The sequence below is a fragment of the Ruminococcus sp. YE282 genome (assembly GCA_900101355.1).
GTDB classification, from domain to species: domain Bacteria; phylum Bacillota; class Clostridia; order Oscillospirales; family Acutalibacteraceae; genus Ruminococcoides; species Ruminococcoides bromii_A.
On record FMUV01000010.1, the window covers coordinates 12,335 to 28,644 of the forward strand.

Sequence of the window (16,310 nt, forward strand, 5' to 3'; positions counted from 1 at the left end):
TGTATTTATGAAAGGAAATTAAAATGAAGAATACTAACATTAAATCAATTTCAGTCAAGGCACTTAGTCTGCTAATCGTTGCAATGATTGCACTTTCCTGTACATTCTTCAGCGGCTGCGGCGAAAATTCAAGCTCAAGTTCAAGCAGCACAACCGAAACTAAGAAAAGTACGGAAACAACAGTTGCATCTGAAGATACTACCGTATCAATTCCGGATAATGCAATTACTGCTGTAATTGACATTAAGGATTACGGAAAAATTACAGTTGCTCTCTTCCCGGACGATGCACCAATTACAGTTCAGAATTTTGTAAAACTTGCCAAAGACGGATTTTATGACGGCTTGACATTTCACAGAATCATAAACGGTTTTATGATTCAGGGCGGTGACCCATTGGGCAACGGTACCGGCGGCAGCAATGAAAACATCAAGGGTGAATTTAGCGGAAACGGCGTTGAAAACAAGCTCAGCCACACAAGAGGAGCAATTTCAATGGCACGTTCTCAGGATAATGACAGTGCAAGCTCACAGTTCTTTATTGTTCAAAAGGACAGCACTTACCTTGACGGACAGTATGCCGCATTCGGTTATGTAACCGACGGAATGGACATTGTTGATGAAATATGCCAAAAGACCCCTGTTTCAGACAGCAACGGAACAGTTCAAAAGGCTAACCAACCTGTAATCAACTCAATCACAATTGAGGAATAATTTTTAATAATATTGTATTTATAACAATCTGTTAGAAGTCTCTAAATAAAAGCTTAGCTAAAAAACAGAGTCTACAAGATAAAATTAAAAATATAAAAAAGTAGAGCATATTTACCTAAATCCGTTAAATGTGATTGATTAAAAATCGGAGTTAAGGTCAAATATGCTCTACAAATATTTTAGAGAAAATTACTCGGCGTGTAAGTTATTTTGATGGAAATTCTGATTAATTGCTTGTTAGTTATCTGTTAGCTGCTTGTTAGCTACGAGGTATAATTTAAACATCAAAAAGCATAACAAAATCCCGATAAACATAACGTTTACCGGGATAAAAGCGTTGGTGCAGGTAACAGGACTTGAACCTGCATGAAATTGCTTTCACATGGACCTGATGGTCACACCACGTCGGTGAAACCTTATTTTTCCCATTCCTATGCGATTTGTTGGGTGTAGTATAGCATAGAGCAGTGGGTAAGTCAAGAGGTTTATTTTACTCAATGCGGTGTTATAAATCAATCGCATTTCCCGCAACGTGTACAGCCGTTGCAGATGATCTTCATTCCGCAGGTTTGGCATTTATCGCCGAAATACGGCTTGTAACGTCTTTCCTCGGAAATCGGCATACCGAGAATATTAGTGAGTTTGAAGTCGATCGGCTTGCCCTTGAAGCTCAGTCCTGATTTATACGCCTGATTAGCCTGTAGTTCACTGCTCTCGATCTGATACATTCTGCCGTCCTTGATAAAACGTCTGCCTATGCCGATAAAGGCGAAGGTGACGTTGAACTCCTCACATTCGTCACGGAGCCGCTTTACCCATTCGTAACGGCAGGGACGTGCGCCCGCATAATTCTCGCCGTCGCAGATGACCTGTTCAAGCTGACCGCTTTTGAGATATTCTCTAATGCTGATCTCGCCGATAAACGGTGCGCACATAATGCCCTTGTGCTTGAACGGCAGCGTAAGCAAAATCGGGATCCGCTCGTCGGCACGCTTTTGATTCTCACAGCTGACGTTGAAAAAGACATTCTCCCAACCGTCGCCCCAATCACTTGGCAGGTGATCCCTTACTCTCCGGGGACGTTTCGTCAGTAAGAAGAAAACGACGTCGGGGCGCTGACGAATGATATTCCAAGCTTCGTCACGCCACGCGTCCGCTTCCTCAAGGAAAAAGTCGGAGGTCATACACACGCGGAGCTGTTCGCCGCTTTTGACTTTGTAATGTCCGCTTCTGTCCTTCGACAGCGGATAGTTGAAGCCCGCTTTTGTGCGATAGATATCCGCGCCGTTCTTGCCGCGCTGAGCGTCAAGAAAGTACATATAACAGTTCGCGCAGCCCTCGCTGCACTTTTTGCAGCCGTGCCACGGATTCCATATGTCGTGCATAACCTCACCTCCTGCTTAGTTGTTTTAACGGTTCTATTCAAGCAAGTCCTTGATTACCTTGCCGATGTCGGCGTTGACACAAATGGATCGGTCTGAAATCTCGTTGGGGCAGAAGCTCTCGCCGAGATTGATACAAGCATAAACGGCATTTTCATTCTGTGCCGTGAGCTGCCAAAACAGATATTTGATAATTCCCGGCGTATTTCCTCCTACGCCCAATTCAAGATAGACAATATTTTTGTCCTTATTCTCGTTAATGAAAGTGTTATACCGCTCAGCCGCTTTTTGCCAGCCCCCGTCCTCGACAAATTTATCGTCAGATCTGAGGTTCATTGTCATAGGCTTTCCGCAGACGGGACAGCGCGGGATCAGCTCTGCAGGGACTTTCATATCCTTTTGCTGTTCCATCATTGCGATGACGGTATCATAGTTGTCGTAGGTTTTGTTGTGGCAGGGAACGGAGCATTGGAACAAACCATAGTCGCCCTGCGTGTAGAACAGCCGCTCCTTGTCGAAGCCTGCAAGCTGAAATTGATGATCAACGTTCGTTGTAAGTACAAAGTAGTTTTTATCCTTAACAAGCTTCAACAGATCATCATACACAGGCTTTGGAGCTTTTTCGTAGCGGTTGATCAAAATAAAACGGCTCCAATATGCCCAGAACACCTCCGGAGGATATCGCATCACCATAAAGCCGCCGGAATACATATCGGTGATTCCGTATCTCTCGGCAAAGTCGGAAAAGTGCTTGTAAAACCGCCCGCCCGAATAGGTAAAGCCTGCCGATGTGGAAAGTCCCGCACCCGCTCCGATAACAACTGCGTCGGCGTTGTTTAGTTTATCTTTGATTTGCTCGATCTGCTGAGAGTAATTCTTGGTAGATTTGTTTATCTGAATCTTTGAAAACATTGAATATCACCTCGATCTCGTGTTTCATTTGATATTCTTTAACGGTATTGACCGCGATCTCAGCCGCTTCTTTTTGAGGAAATCCGAAAACGCCGGTTGAGATACAGCAGAAAGCGATGCTCTTACAGCCATTTTCCTCTGCGAGTTTCAGGCAGGAGAGATAACAGCTTTTGAGCAGCTCGCAGTCCTCATCCGTAAGCCTGCCGCCGACGATCGGTCCGACGGTGTGAATAATATATTTGCAAGGCAGATTATAGGCAGGCGTGATTTTTGCCTGACCTGTCGGCTCGTCAAATCCCTGCTCCGTCATTATTTCATTGCATTTGCAGCGCAGTTGTACGCCTGCATAGGTGTGGATCACGTTGTCGATGCAGCCGTGACAGGGACTAAAACAGCCGAGCATTTGACTGTTGGCAGCGTTGACGATAGCGTCGCATTTCAGCGTGGTGATGTCGCCCTGCCAAAGATAGATATGATCTTGAACCGGCTCTAAGTCTGCAATATCCGTGATTCCCTTTTGCGCGGTTTCTTCCTGCAAATACGCGTCTTGGATCTGCAAAAAGTCATTTGTAACAGGCTTCGGCATACGGATATTGAACAGCGAGCGCAAAAGCCGCTTTTGATTGTATTCGTCTGTAGGTATTTCAATTCTTTCTCCGCGTTCGGATAAAAGAGTATTGATTAAAAACGATCGTTTTTCTGCCTGCGTCATAACATCACCTTCTCAAACTTCTACAACTATTTTACCATTCACCTTTCCTCTGTCAAGAGCGATACACGCTTCTTTGATATGAGCGAAGTCAAAAGTTGCACCGATTAACGGTTTCAGATGATGCTTGTCCATAAAACTGAAAATGTCCTGTATCATTTTCTGTGTCGGATAATTTGAGAAAAAGCCTGTCAGATATACGCCGTTGGGAATATCCTTGATCGGGTCGAAGCCGTCCCACTCATACACCTTGCCGAGTACGCCGGTATTGCAGACGACCGCGCCTTCGTCAAGAGCGAACATCGTATCTCTGAGGGTTTTGATCCCGAAAAGCTCAAGCGCTTTAGTAACGCCGCTGACCTTGCCCTTTGTCGTGCCGTCATCAAGAATACACTCATCACAGCCTGCTTCTTTTAAAAGCGGCAGTTTATCCTCTTTGTGGGTAGTACCGACAACAGTACAGCCGAGAGCTTTTGCGAGTTGGATCGCCGCATAACCGAGAGCGCAGGTCGCACCCCTGATAAGAAGCTTATCGTCGGGCGTGAGCCGCAGGCATTGGAACAGTGAGCCCCAAGCTGTAAAGTAGGTTTCGGGGATCGCTCCCATTTCTGTCCAAGACAGATTGCTTTCGACAGGGAAAACGTGATGAACAGGAAGCAAAGCGTATTCAGCGTAACTGCCGCCAAAAGAACGTCCCATACCGCCCATCAGAGCGACGACCTTCTGACCGATATTAAATCCGCTGTCGGACGGGTCGGCGATTTCTCCGACACATTCAATACCCGGGATGATCGGTTTGTTGATATAGTCATTTTCTATTTCAAATTCTCTTAAAATCTGTTCCGAGTGATTCAGTCCGAACGCTTTGATTTTTACAAGCACCCAACCGGGCTTTACCGTGGGCACTTCTACCTCTGACAGAACGATATCCTCTGCCTTTGTCGGCTTTGTCAATACAACTGCTTTCATCATCTCACCCCTTAATCAGTCCATTCTCTACACTTGCCCAGCACTGCGGATCATCGGCGTAGAAGTCGTCGTTTGTACCTTTTGCTACTGCAGGACAACCTCTGCACCACGCAAGCAGCTTGCAGCGGCTGCATTTGCTGAACTTATCGAAATCTCTGTAACACTCCATTGAAGTCAGCCAAACATCCGCAAGCCTGTCCTCAAACACATTGCCGACCTTGCTGTTCGCTACTCTGCGGCAGGCGAAAATATCGCCCGTCGGAAGTATCGTGATATGACACGCTCCGCAGTTGCATCCGCCGTAAATCATACCCTTTTCGGCGTTTTCGGGAATCGTGAACTCACCTGTTTCATATTCGTAAAGCGTCCAGAGGTGGTCTTTTTTATTGAAATAGGTCTGACAGCCTTCCGCTTCATACTCCTTGAACTTCTTATCGCAGGCTGCAAGCAATCTGCGGTATTCCTGCGCTGTCATACTCGCGTCAAGGTCGCCGCCGCTCGGCACATAACGGGAGAAGGCAAATACATTCGCTCCGGCTTCTGCAACCGCGTCGATAATGCCCGTGATCTCGCTCATATTTGTCTTGGAAACCGTCGCCATAACCACGGAACGGATGCCAGCCTTGTTAATGCACTTGACCTTTTCGAGAGTACAGTCGTAGGAACCGGGCTTACGGAACCAGTCGTGTGTTTCACGCAAGCCGTCGAGCGAGAGCTGATATTTCTCGCAGCCGAACCACTTTAATTCCCTGCACACTTGATCGTTGAGGTGGAACGGATTGCCGAGGATCGTGAATATAATGTCATGATCGTGAAACAACTCCAGCAGCCGCCAAAAGTCAGGATGTAAAATCGGATCGCCGCCCGTCAGATAAAAGTACGGTGTGCGACCGAAAACCTCGCAAACATCAAGGCAGTTGTAGAAGGTGTCCTGCATCTGTTCCCACGTCATTGATTTCAAGCAGTTGTGTTTGCCGTCCGAGAAGATGTAGCAGTGCTTGCACCGCTGGTCGCACTCATCCGTGATATGCCATTGAAAAGAAAAATAGGGCTTACTCATAATAATTACCTCGCATATATAAACAGCATTTGCTGATATTTGCATAATTGCCCTCCGAAAGCTCAGAGGGCATTACGGACAAAATTATTTGTCACCCGCGCCGCAGGCTGAACCGCAAGCGGAAACCTTTTCGGCAGTGCCGCAGGCGGAAGCCTTCTCCGCAGTACCGCAAGCCGAAGCCTTTTCAGCAGTTCCGCAAGCAGAAGATTTGCCGCCCTTTGTCCAAGAAGCAATGTTGGATAATGCCATAATCGTTCTCCTTTCGTTTATTTGCAGCGTTTTATTGCTTACAAGTTTATTTTACAGTACGGAGAACAACGTCACAAGTACGCACTTTTCTATTATATAGTCACCTTTTTGTAACTACTCGACAATTCGGCTTAGGTCTGTTATACTGTATTCAGATATGTATTACACTATTTTATATACCAACGGAGGTGCGTTATGAAAACCAAAGCCGAGTTACCCGATTGTCCCGTAGCAACAACCGTCAGCCTGATCGGAAGCAAATGGAAGCTGCTGATCCTGCGGAATCTGCTCGTCAGACCGTGGCGGTTCAACGAGCTGAGAAAAAGCCTTGACGGAATAAGTCAGAAGGTGCTGACCGACAGCCTGCGCTCGATGGAGGAGGACGGTATCATCACCCGCACCGTTTATCCCGAGGTTCCGCCACGAGTAGAGTACGCCCTGAGCGATCTCGGCGAGAGTATGCGCCCGATCATCAAGTCGATGGAAACGTTTGGGATCGATTATAAGGAACAGTTTGAAAAATAATAACGACTGATAAAACGAGCAGGACAGCCGATGACACCGTCCTGCTCATTTTTATATTTCTATTTTTCCGTGTTTTTCCTCGTGCTTCTCAATCGCGTCACGAATCAGAATCAATATCGAACTGTTCGCCGAGCGGTCTTAGTAGTCTGCTGCAACGTGCAGTTTGTTCGGCATTTCTGCATCAATTTCTTTTGCGGATTAATTCAACAAAGAAGAATAAAGGATAACGCTTATAAACATAAAGCTACTAAAATATACACTTATGCAAAATTCAAATAACTATATCCGGTTTCGGGATAATTTGCATAGCCGATTTGTTGACTTTCTTCAACTCTTTCTTTATAATGATGACGGTTGGTGACGATCAACCTTTAATGAACTGTACAGTCATGATTATTCCATTTATTTAAGGAGAATAATTATGCAGTTATTCAAAAAATTTTGTACCCCAACGGTAAACAAAAACGGTTTATTAGTTGATTTTCAGCTGAACGTACCCGAAAGCTATAATTTCGGCTATGATGTAGTTGATGAGATGGCTCGCCTTGCACCCTGCGACAGGGCTCTTGTCTATACTAACCCTGACAAGGTTGAAAAAACATTTACATTTGGCGACATAAGCCGGCTGAGCAATAAAGCGGCAAATGCGCTGAAAGCACAAGGCGTTAAAAAAGGCGATAAAGTGCTCGTTATTTTGAAGCGTAACTATGAGTACTGGTATATTGTACCGGCACTCCATAAATTAGGCGCGGTTGCCATTCCGGCGACCAATATGCTGACAGTTGACGATATTACCTATCGCATAGAAACAGCGGATATTCGTTTTGCGATCTGTACTCCGGACGGCAGCACAGCCGAGGATATGCTTGAAGCCGCGGCGCAAAAACGGCAGTTAGAATCAGTGTTCGTTGTGCGCCGCGATTTGCCGGGAGCAGTTAATCTGACAAAACTGATAGATTCGGCAGACGAAAACCTTACTCCTGTTGCGACCAAGGCGGAAGAGCCTATGCTTATTTACTTCACCTCCGGTACGACAGGCTACCCGAAAGCTGTTATGCATAACCACACCTACACGCTTTCACATATCATTACCGCTAAATACTGGCAGAATGTCCGTGAAAACGGGCTTCACCTGACCGTAGCCGAAACAGGCTGGGGCAAAGCCTCTTGGGGAAAGATCTATGGACAATGGCTGTGCGGCTGCGCTGTTATGGTTTACGATTTTGACAGCTTCTCGCCGCATAAGCTGCTGCGAATAATGGAGAAGTACAAGGTTACTTCCTTCTGCGCGCCGCCGACGGTTTACCGTTATTTTATCAAGCGTGATATGAGCAAGTATGATTTATCGGCGCTGGAGCACCTGACCACCGCCGGAGAAGCGCTTAACCCTTCGGTTTTTGAAAAGGTTTATGAGCAGACGGGCTTGAGCTTAAAGGAAGGCTTCGGTCAAACAGAGTCCGTGCTTATGCTCGGCAATCTTGTCGGTACCGAGTCAAAGATCGGCTCGCTGGGAAAGCCGACGCCGCTGTACAACACCATGATAGTTGATGAAGACGGCAACGAGCTTAAGGAGAACGAGGTAGGGGAAATCGTAGTCGTGCCGCAAAAGCAGCAGTACGGTATATTTATGGGCTATTGCGGTGATGAAAAGCTGTACGAAAGCGTGTGGAGAAACGGCGTTTATCACACAGGCGACACCGCGTATAAGGACGAAGACGGATTCTATTGGTATGTCGGAAGAATAGACGATTTGATCAAAACAAGAGGCTTCCGCGTCGGACCGTTTGAAATCGAAAATGTATTGATGAAACACCCTGCTGTTTTGGAATGCGCGGTTACGGGTATTCCCGACGCTTCAAGAGGACAGGCTATCAAAGCAACGGTAAAGCTTGCCGACGGTTTTGAAAAGAGCAAACAGCTTGAAAAAGAAATCAAGCGTTTTGTCAACAAAAAGGTTTCATCCTACAAGCATATCCAAGTTCTGGAATTTGCCGACGAAATGCCGAAAACCATAAGCGGCAAAATCAAGCGCACCGACATAAGAAGTATTGACAGAACTAAGATTTGTTAAGAAATGACATAGTTTCCCCGCCTGTTCACAGCGAGCAGGCGGGGATTTTTTGATAAACGAAACCTCAGCGTTTTCTTGCGGAGTTTGTGGACAATCGGTTGTTTTTCTGATATGATTAATTAATAATGGGTAATGGGGGCAGCAAAATGAAGCTGGGGAGTGCTGTATTCCAATCAACAAACGTAATACCAAAAATCCCGATAAGCTTTCTTCCGGTCGCCCTCTTTGCGACGCCGGGCTTGCTATGAACAAGGATGGTAGAACGACTGACAACGGACATACCAGACAAAAATACTGCTGTCCGTTCAAAAACTCTAAAACCGCTTGCTGCCCATGCAATCACTAAAACTGGAAAAACGGCAAGAAAAACCGCGGTTGTTTCAAATATATAACGATTCCCGATGATTACCGCTTATCTATTGACAGAGACTGTGTTTCCTTCAAAAAAGATTTACGCTTTGCGAACCGAAGCCGAACGCTCCAACGCACGGTTCAAGCAAACCGGGCAGGAGCAAGCATGGGTTCACAGCTTCAATGCAGTTCAAAACCTCAACACTATTGCACATATTGCCTTGCTGGCTATCGCTGTTGAAGCAACTGTCACTCATTCAGACTACTCCGTGCGTTGCCTAAAAAGCGTGAAAAGAATCGCTTGAATTTGATTTTTCATATTTTCAACGGCCGCTGTGCGGTTTTGCCGTATGGTTAAACTTGTTGCGCCTTTTTAATTTTGTTTCTTGTTTTTTCGTTATCTGTAGCTTGCTGCGTGTTTGTTTTGCTCATCTCTATTTCTGATTATATTATATAACGTATTGGTAGTATTATCTGTTGCCACAGCAACAACTTTATATTTTCAAAAAACACGCTGCCACTCAGACAGCATGCGTTCATTTAGGTTTACTTAGATACAGTAGCATTTAAGCTCATGCCATCAATGCTTCCGATTATATCAGTCAGTTCGTCAACAATCCTTTTAGGCGCGTCAACCTGTATAGGTGTTCTCGGCAGAGTTCTTAAAGCTCTGCTTTTTCAGCCATTCTTTTTCTTCTTCGCTCTCAGGTATATCAATTCTTTCAATTTGAAAGATAACAGGTCTTGTTCCGTCGTTACAGCAAGCTATCATCATCCTGTCATCATTTGTCCAACCCTTCATACCACAAAAACCGCATTGGCAAGCCGTTTATGGCTACCAATGCGGTTTTCATTTATGTTGATATATGCGGGATTGTTATTACGGTAATACTTCTTGTTCGTTGTTTTTCTATCTTTTTGACGAACCAAGTAGATATAATATTCCACCGATGATATTCCTTGTTTGCAGCTCATATTTTGACACGTTATAAAGAAGTACTGAGCCCATCAAAAAACAGAGAGTTTCTTTAATGGATGCTCTCTGTTTTTTCTTGATTCAGCGCTATTTGCGTTTATCTGTTTCTTGTATCGCTTTGTTGCTTTTTATAGCCTATGAACAGCAGACCGCCGAAGATAAAGCATATTACCGCTCCCGACAGCATGATAATGTGATTCACCGAACCGTCTTTGATGACCATTACAGCGGAGAAGATCACGCCCAGCGCGCCGCCTGCGGTGAGCGCACCAAAGCCGCGATACAATCGAGCTTTCGGCAGTATTCTGTCGAGCTTCGCGATCCGCTCGCTGATCAGTTCCACTATTCCTATCAGAATGAGAACGGAAGGTATGATCGCACAATAGGAGAATATGTCAGGCTTGTTGATCAGCGCGATGATCACCGTCACGATATATACGATCCAGCCGATGTTGCCGGGGATATCATATGCGATCCAACGTGCGTCGGAGATCTTTGTTTCATACATCTTTATCGCCTATCGCTTTCTTCATCATCACCAGCAAGCCAATAAACATCCAAAGGTTGCCGATGCTGATCCAAGCGGCGGTCAGCGCATTTCTGAGCGGTGATTCCGGCAGAAATTTAAGCAGCATCGTCAGCGCCATTCCAAATGCGGGACAGAAGATCCAGCACCACTTCGGATAGGGCGTCAGTCCCTTTGCAAAAGCACAGATATGTGCGATATGATGGAGCACCCAAAAAATCATGAACAGGATCATCCCTGGCAACAGAAAGTAAGCGCCGAAGCGGACGGAATCGCCGACAGCTGTCTCGGAATTTGCCGCGCTCATATATTTATAGAAGAAAACGCACGCCAAACACGGCACATGCACGCCGCAACCGCCAAAGGTCAGCACTCCTAGGATACCGTTGCGGTATAAATGGGCATATCGCTGTGAATACGGCGCGATCAGCCGATAGACACCGAAATAAGAAAGCGCCTCAAGCGGGATGCCGAGCAGTCCGAGAAAGGCTGACCAGAAGATCCTGCCGTCCGGCAGGTTGATATACGCCGACAGATAGCCCTCCATCCCGCCTTTTGAAGCGTCGTGCATTCCCCAGCCGAGGAGCATATCCCCGACGAGCACCATGCAAGCGGCGAAGATGCCGATGAGCATCAGCTTGCGTATACGCCCCCGGTCGAGCTTACTGTCGATCCCGATATCATTATACGATTTTTGTATTTTATCATGTCTTTCCGTCATAAGTTTCCTCCTAAATATTCAAAGCAACGATCCCGATGAGACCAACCATAGCCAAGCCGAGGCTCGGCATGATGATGCCGGGCAGATCCTGAAAGGTTTTGGGATTGATCTTTCTCAGCGTAACGCCGATGATTAAAAACACGATGGAATTGAGCGCCGCCATCCATTTCGGAACATTCAGCGCGCCGATCAGAATCGCGATAACCAAACACAAATCCGCCGCCATCAGAATCAGATAGCTCAGAAAAAAAGGAACAGTGATCGCCTTGTATAAGCCCTCTAGGGTGTGATCTGCAATCTCGAAGTTATCCTCACCCTTGCTCATGATCCGCTTGTAGATGACTGCTTGGATACAGAGCATCGAATGGACAAAAAAACCGCCGATACAGCCGACAAACGCAAGGATGCTCATGACCATCGCGAGCGTCGGGTAACCGCCGCTAATCTGCGAAGCAATAGAGCAAAAGCCGAAGCCGACCCCCGCGTCGCCGAAAAAAGCACAGAGGATCGACGCGCCAAAACGCCACTCGGACATCCTCATCCAGTTGCTGTCGATATTTTTGGAGGTGCCGAGCTTTTCGTTGCCCGCGCCCTTTAAGTCAAACAGGATATCTCCGACACAGCAGAGCAGCCCACCACACAAACCGAGGATCGAAAATAACAACATCGTTTAACTCCTTTATTTAATTTAACTGTTGCTTGCGGTTAAATCAAGACTATGTAAACCTCTGCAGAAGACGTTATGTTTATTTTTTTCCTACAAGCAGTGCAGAGCCGGATAGTCCCATCCACACAGACTCAAATTTCGACATCAATTTACCGTCCGTCGTGTCGATCAGTTCCGCCTTTTCATAGCCCATATCCCGCAGTTTTTTCAAGAAAGCCTGCATATCGCCGTATTTGGAATTGGAGAAAATATCGTGTATCGCAAACGAACCGCCTTTTCTCAAGGTGCGAAGGGTCTCGAGCAGATATGCCTGTCTGTCGCCCGGAATATTGTGATAAACGTAATTACTGCAAACAGCATCAAAGGTCTCGTCCATAAATGTGAGCTTCGTCGCGTCGCCGCGCTGAAAGGACGTATTTTCCACACCTTCCGCTTTGGCGTTGTTCTCACACAGCGGTTGATTGAATGAGGCGTATTCTTTTCCCCAGCGGTCAACACCGATGAAGCTTGAGTTGGGGTTTCTTTTTGCGCAGGCGATCGTGAGCGCTCCGCTGCCGCAGCCGACGTCAAGACATTTACCGCCGTCGGGTACGTCAACATAGCCGGCGATCCCGTCGATGATTTGCTTTGACATTTTCCGCTTGCCGTTGTAATCAAAGGCACGGTACATCAGGATCATCCAGAGGGATGCACAAACGCCAACGACCGTCCCGATCAGAAAAAAGATAAACACCACGGTTTTGATCGTTCTGCTCAGTATTTCGGTCAATCCGAAAACGATGAACAGTATAAAGAGTATCAGTGTTGCCGACAGACCGGCATAAATCATTCCCTTCGGCATCCAGTTTTTGTAATCAGGCTTCATATTCAAGCTCCTATCGTTTATTCGTCACGGTTCCCGCGACTGCCCATTTCGCGCTCTCGCTCTGCAGGTTCACCATTTTGGCGAATTCTCCGCCGGTATTCATCAAGTCCTCCGGCTTTCCCTGCTCCGCCACCATACCGTCTTTTAATACAACGATCTTATCCGCTGCCTCGACCGTGCGCATACGGTGAGCAATAACAAGAACGGTTTTATTCTGCAACAGTTTGGACAGCGCACCCTGCACCTTTGTTTCATTCTCCACATCAAGAGAAGCAGTCGCCTCGTCAAGAAGAACGATCGGGGCGTTTTTCAGGAGCGCACGGGCGATTGAAATACGCTGGCGTTCTCCGCCGCTGAGCTTCGCGCCGTTCTCGCCGATCTGTGTATCATAACCGTTCGGCAGTTTTCCCACGAACTCGTCGCAGTTCGCCGCCTTCGCCGCCTCTATTACCTCTTCATCCGTCGCGCCGTGTCTGCCCAAACGGATATTCTCCATGACGGTATCGTCAAACAGCACAACATCCTGAAAGACCATCGAATATTCGCTGAGAAGGGTTTCGGGATCGACCGTATTGATATCGACGCCTCCGACGCGGATCGTTCCGTTCGTGATATCCCACAGTCTTGCCGCAAGTCGGGCGCAGGTACTCTTGCCTGAGCCGGAGGGTCCGACAAGGGCAGTGACCTCGCCTTCTTTGGCGGTGAAGCTGACACCCTTGAGCACCTGCTCGTTATCATATGCAAAACCAACGTTCTCAAATACAATATCGTAACCGTTAGGGGCAAAGCTATCCGCGCCTTCGGCGACAGGTGTATCGTAGATCTCCATCAAACGGTTCGCCGATACCTCAGACATGAATACCTCCGCAATCAGCGCAAGGCTCTGGTCAAACGGCGCGTAAATGCGGGTGATCACCAGAAGGAACATAAAGAACAGCATAAAGTCGATCTGTCCGGAAAGGATCAAGCCCGCGCCAACAAGAATAGTTGTCGCGATTCCGAGGCGCATGATAACGCTTGCGGCATTGACAAAAATACCGGTGGCGAATTCTCCGCGCAGGAGGGTTTTCTCATGCTGATCGATCTTACCGTCCAACTCGTCAAGGTGCTGTTTTTCTCCGTTGACGGCACGGATCTCACGGATGTTTTCGATTGTTTCCTGAATGCAGTCTGAAACCTTGACCGCCGCCTGCTTGGAGATCTCAGATTTTTTCTTTGCCATCTTACGGCTTCCGAACAGCAACAGAAACGCCACGGGTACGCCCCACAGCGCCGCGAGTGCCAATCGCCAGTCATAGATTAAGAGCACAACGGCAATGACAGCAGTCGATACATACGAACCGTAAAGATATCCCATAACATGAGACCAGACGTGCTCCATACGGTTGACGTCGCCCATGATGGTCTCGGTCAGATCGGCAAGATCACGCTTGCCGAAGTATCCGAGCGGAAGCTTTCTCAGCTGTTCCGCCAACCCGATTCGCATGTTCTTGACTTCACCGTAAACAAGACCGTAGGTAGCGTGATACTGTAACAAATGCACGATCAGAGAGAGGATCACAAAGAGCGCCGTCAGCCCGATATACAGCCATGTGTTCGGGAGAGGTCCTCCCTCAGTGAGCGTTGAGATAAAGCTCTGCATCATAAAGTACAACAGTCCCATACCACCCATCATCAACAGGTTGACAACGATCGTCCACAGCATACCCATCTTGGTGTTGTGAACACCTTTATCGGACAGTGCGTATTTGCGCTTGAATTTATCGCCGAACATTATCTCACCTCCGTTTCGTTTTGGATCTTCCATTTTGCGGCTTGGTTATATTCGTTCCACATACGCGCATATAAGCCGCTCTTTTCTATCAATTCTTCATGTGTGCCTTCTTCGGCGACCTGACCGCCGTCCAGCACGATGATTTTATCCGCTCGGGTAACAGTCGACAGACGATGCGCGATCATGATGACGGTCTTGCCCCTGGTCAAGGTCGCGAACGCCTTTTGGATCAACACCTCATTTTCAGGATCGGCAAAAGCAGTCGCCTCATCCAGTACGACAATCGGCGCGTCCTTTAAGATCGCGCGCGCCAGCGCGATACGCTGCTGTTCACCGCCGGACAGATAGGTTCCTTCACTGCCGATAGCGGTATCCATTCCGTTTGGCAGCTTATCGATAATATCCATGCACTGTGCCGCTTCAAGTGCCTTTTGTACTTCTTCTCTTGAAGCACCGGGACGCGCCGCACGGACATTTTCGATGATAGAGGTCTTGAACAGACGATTGTTCTGGAACACGAAGGCGATATGCTCCATCAGCACATGGGGATCGACCTCACGTACATCAATCCCGCCTACCTTGACCGCTCCCTCGGACACATCCCAGAAGCGCGGTATCAAGCTTGCGGCAGTTGTTTTACCGCCGCCGGAGGGACCTACCAGCGCGACCGTCTGTCCCGATTCCGCGACTAAGGATACATGGCTGAGCGCGGGGTGATCAGCACCCTCATAGGTGAAGGAAACATCGTTGAATTCTACCTTGTTTCCGTTCGGAGTCTTCGGATTCTCCGTGATCTCAAGAACAGGCGCGTTCATTACGGTATCAATTCTTTTTAACGCTGTTTGTGCTAACATCGAACCGCTCGCGGCGAACATGATCTTCGCAAGCGCGGTGGAGATGATCGCCGAGAACACGGCATAGAAAGCAAAGTTCGTCACAAAACCCGCGAAATTGCCCGAGTTGAGTGCGGACGGCGCTAAAAACAGCGCTACGGGAATCAGGAAAACAAACGCTCCATCGGTAAAGGTCAGATTGACCGACTGCGGCATACGACACACGCCGTCGGTGTATTTTTCCGCTTTCTCGCTGTAATCCTCAATCGCCTGCTTGAAAGCCTTAAAGGAATAAACGGTCTGCTGGAACACCTTAACGACCGGGATACCGCGCACATATTCGGTACCCGCCTTGCTCATCTTATCCTGCGCCGCCTGATACTCCTGCATCAGCTTTGCGTTTTTGCCGCCCATCATCGTAAACATAGAAAGCACCGAGATGACCGCCGCCAAGAGACAGGCCGCTCCCATGCGCCAGTCGAATATAAACATCAGCACGAGCATAGCGATGAACATCGCGACTGTGCCGACAATATCGGCGAGATTATGAGCGAGAAGCGTTTCGGTCTCAGACGCAGCGCCGTCCAGGCGATTGCGCAATAATCCCGAAGCGTTGTTGTCAAAAAAGCCGAGCGGTGTTTTCATCAGGTGCGCCATGCCGCGCTTACGGATATTTGACGCAGTACGAAACGCTGCTAAATGCGTACACATCAGCGCGAAGAAGTAGATCAGGATTCCTCCGACAGCAAACGCAAATGCCATCCAGCCGTATTGAGCGATTTCGGTCGCCTGAGTCCAGTTCGGCGCAACGGATACCAGATCGCGTATCACCAGCCAGATACAGATATACGGCGCCATTCCGAGCACCATCGAGATCGCCGAAAGGAACAGTCCGGAGTATAGCAACCCCCGATAATTCCCTGTGTATTCCATCAACCACGACAGTGGGGATTTTTTCTTTTCTTTATGCAAATCACATCATCCTTTCGTCATATACTGCATAATAG

General features: G+C 47.6%; 18 protein-coding genes. 3 read left to right on the forward strand and 15 right to left on the reverse strand.

The window, feature by feature from the left end:
• Nucleotides 1-23 precede the first annotated feature (23 nt).
• Nucleotides 24-713, forward strand: coding sequence for a peptidylprolyl isomerase (locus BLP46_RS04890; RefSeq protein ID WP_173312846.1), 690 nt, complete (start codon nt 24-26; stop codon nt 711-713).
• 512 nt (nt 714-1,225) lie between these two features.
• Here BLP46_RS04890 and BLP46_RS04895 read toward each other — a convergent pair.
• The 6 genes from BLP46_RS04895 to acgA are packed head-to-tail and all read right to left on the reverse strand — an operon-like array spanning nt 1,226 to nt 5,994.
• A complete protein-coding gene (locus tag BLP46_RS04895; protein ID WP_092976512.1) occupies nt 1,226-2,098 on the reverse strand; it encodes a DUF5131 family protein in 873 nt (290 codons plus the stop codon).
• A gap of 33 nt (nt 2,099-2,131) precedes the next feature.
• The gene (locus BLP46_RS04900) at nt 2,132-3,007 is read right to left on the reverse strand and encodes an SIR2 family NAD-dependent protein deacylase (protein WP_092976515.1); all 876 of its coding nucleotides are present in this window, start codon (nt 3,005-3,007) and stop codon (nt 2,132-2,134) included.
• Nucleotides 2,937-3,719 carry a protein-ADP-ribose hydrolase gene (locus tag BLP46_RS04905; protein ID WP_092976518.1) on the reverse strand — a complete coding sequence of 261 codons (783 nt, stop codon included), beginning with the start codon at nt 3,717-3,719 and terminating at the stop codon, nt 2,937-2,939. Before BLP46_RS04905 ends, BLP46_RS04900 begins: the two co-directional genes overlap by 71 nt.
• A gap of 12 nt (nt 3,720-3,731) precedes the next feature.
• Entirely contained in the window at nt 3,732-4,688 is a 957-nt protein-coding gene (locus BLP46_RS04910; protein WP_318259473.1) for an alcohol dehydrogenase catalytic domain-containing protein, read from the reverse strand.
• A gap of 1 nt (nt 4,689) precedes the next feature.
• Nucleotides 4,690-5,790 carry a radical SAM/SPASM domain protein, ACGX system gene (acgM, locus tag BLP46_RS04915; RefSeq protein WP_318259474.1) on the reverse strand — a complete coding sequence of 367 codons (1,101 nt, stop codon included), beginning with the start codon at nt 5,788-5,790 and terminating at the stop codon, nt 4,690-4,692.
• Nucleotides 5,791-5,829: 39 nt separating this feature from the next.
• Entirely contained in the window at nt 5,830-5,994 is a 165-nt protein-coding gene (gene acgA, locus BLP46_RS04920; RefSeq protein WP_092976524.1) for an ACGX-repeat peptide, read from the reverse strand.
• Between the two features lie 195 nt (nt 5,995-6,189).
• On the opposite strand from acgA, the gene BLP46_RS04925 reads away from it, so the two are divergent.
• Both BLP46_RS04925 and BLP46_RS04930 read left to right on the forward strand, forming a co-directional pair.
• Nucleotides 6,190-6,519 (forward strand): winged helix-turn-helix transcriptional regulator, encoded by a 330-nt coding sequence (locus tag BLP46_RS04925; protein ID WP_092976527.1) that lies wholly within the window; start codon nt 6,190-6,192, stop codon nt 6,517-6,519.
• A gap of 421 nt (nt 6,520-6,940) precedes the next feature.
• Nucleotides 6,941-8,590: an AMP-binding protein gene (locus tag BLP46_RS04930; RefSeq protein ID WP_092976530.1), complete on the forward strand. Its 1,650-nt coding sequence runs from the start codon at nt 6,941-6,943 to the stop codon at nt 8,588-8,590.
• Nucleotides 8,591-9,030: 440 nt separating this feature from the next.
• On the opposite strand, the gene BLP46_RS12985 is transcribed toward BLP46_RS04930, so the two are convergent.
• The 9 genes from BLP46_RS12985 to BLP46_RS04970 all read right to left on the reverse strand — a co-directional run bounded on the left by BLP46_RS12985 (nt 9,031) and on the right by BLP46_RS04970 (nt 16,236).
• Nucleotides 9,031-9,198 (reverse strand): hypothetical protein, encoded by a 168-nt coding sequence (locus tag BLP46_RS12985; RefSeq protein WP_167669180.1) that lies wholly within the window; start codon nt 9,196-9,198, stop codon nt 9,031-9,033.
• A 374-nt stretch (nt 9,199-9,572) separates the two neighbouring features.
• Nucleotides 9,573-9,743: a TIGR04076 family protein gene (locus BLP46_RS04940; protein ID WP_092976533.1), complete on the reverse strand. Its 171-nt coding sequence runs from the start codon at nt 9,741-9,743 to the stop codon at nt 9,573-9,575.
• Nucleotides 9,740-9,916 (reverse strand): hypothetical protein, encoded by a 177-nt coding sequence (locus tag BLP46_RS12990; RefSeq protein ID WP_167669181.1) that lies wholly within the window; start codon nt 9,914-9,916, stop codon nt 9,740-9,742. Before BLP46_RS12990 ends, BLP46_RS04940 begins: the two co-directional genes overlap by 4 nt.
• Before the next feature lie 98 nt (nt 9,917-10,014).
• Nucleotides 10,015-10,425, reverse strand: a complete 411-nt coding sequence (locus tag BLP46_RS04945; RefSeq protein WP_092976536.1) for a hypothetical protein — start codon at nt 10,423-10,425, stop codon at nt 10,015-10,017.
• Complete coding sequence (locus BLP46_RS04950; RefSeq protein WP_092976539.1) at nt 10,418-11,164, reverse strand: DUF6796 family protein; 747 nt, start codon at nt 11,162-11,164, stop codon at nt 10,418-10,420. The genes BLP46_RS04945 and BLP46_RS04950 overlap by 8 nt, the downstream gene beginning before the upstream one ends.
• A gap of 10 nt (nt 11,165-11,174) precedes the next feature.
• Complete coding sequence (locus tag BLP46_RS04955; protein ID WP_092976542.1) at nt 11,175-11,831, reverse strand: DUF6796 family protein; 657 nt, start codon at nt 11,829-11,831, stop codon at nt 11,175-11,177.
• Nucleotides 11,832-11,910: 79 nt separating this feature from the next.
• The gene (locus BLP46_RS04960) at nt 11,911-12,696 is read right to left on the reverse strand and encodes a class I SAM-dependent methyltransferase (RefSeq protein WP_092976546.1); all 786 of its coding nucleotides are present in this window, start codon (nt 12,694-12,696) and stop codon (nt 11,911-11,913) included.
• A gap of 10 nt (nt 12,697-12,706) precedes the next feature.
• Nucleotides 12,707-14,470 (reverse strand): ABC transporter ATP-binding protein, encoded by a 1,764-nt coding sequence (locus tag BLP46_RS04965; RefSeq protein WP_092976549.1) that lies wholly within the window; start codon nt 14,468-14,470, stop codon nt 12,707-12,709.
• A complete protein-coding gene (locus tag BLP46_RS04970) occupies nt 14,470-16,236 on the reverse strand; it encodes an ABC transporter ATP-binding protein (protein WP_092976669.1) in 1,767 nt (588 codons plus the stop codon). The genes BLP46_RS04965 and BLP46_RS04970 overlap by 1 nt, the downstream gene beginning before the upstream one ends.
• Nucleotides 16,237-16,310: the final 74 nt, after the last annotated feature.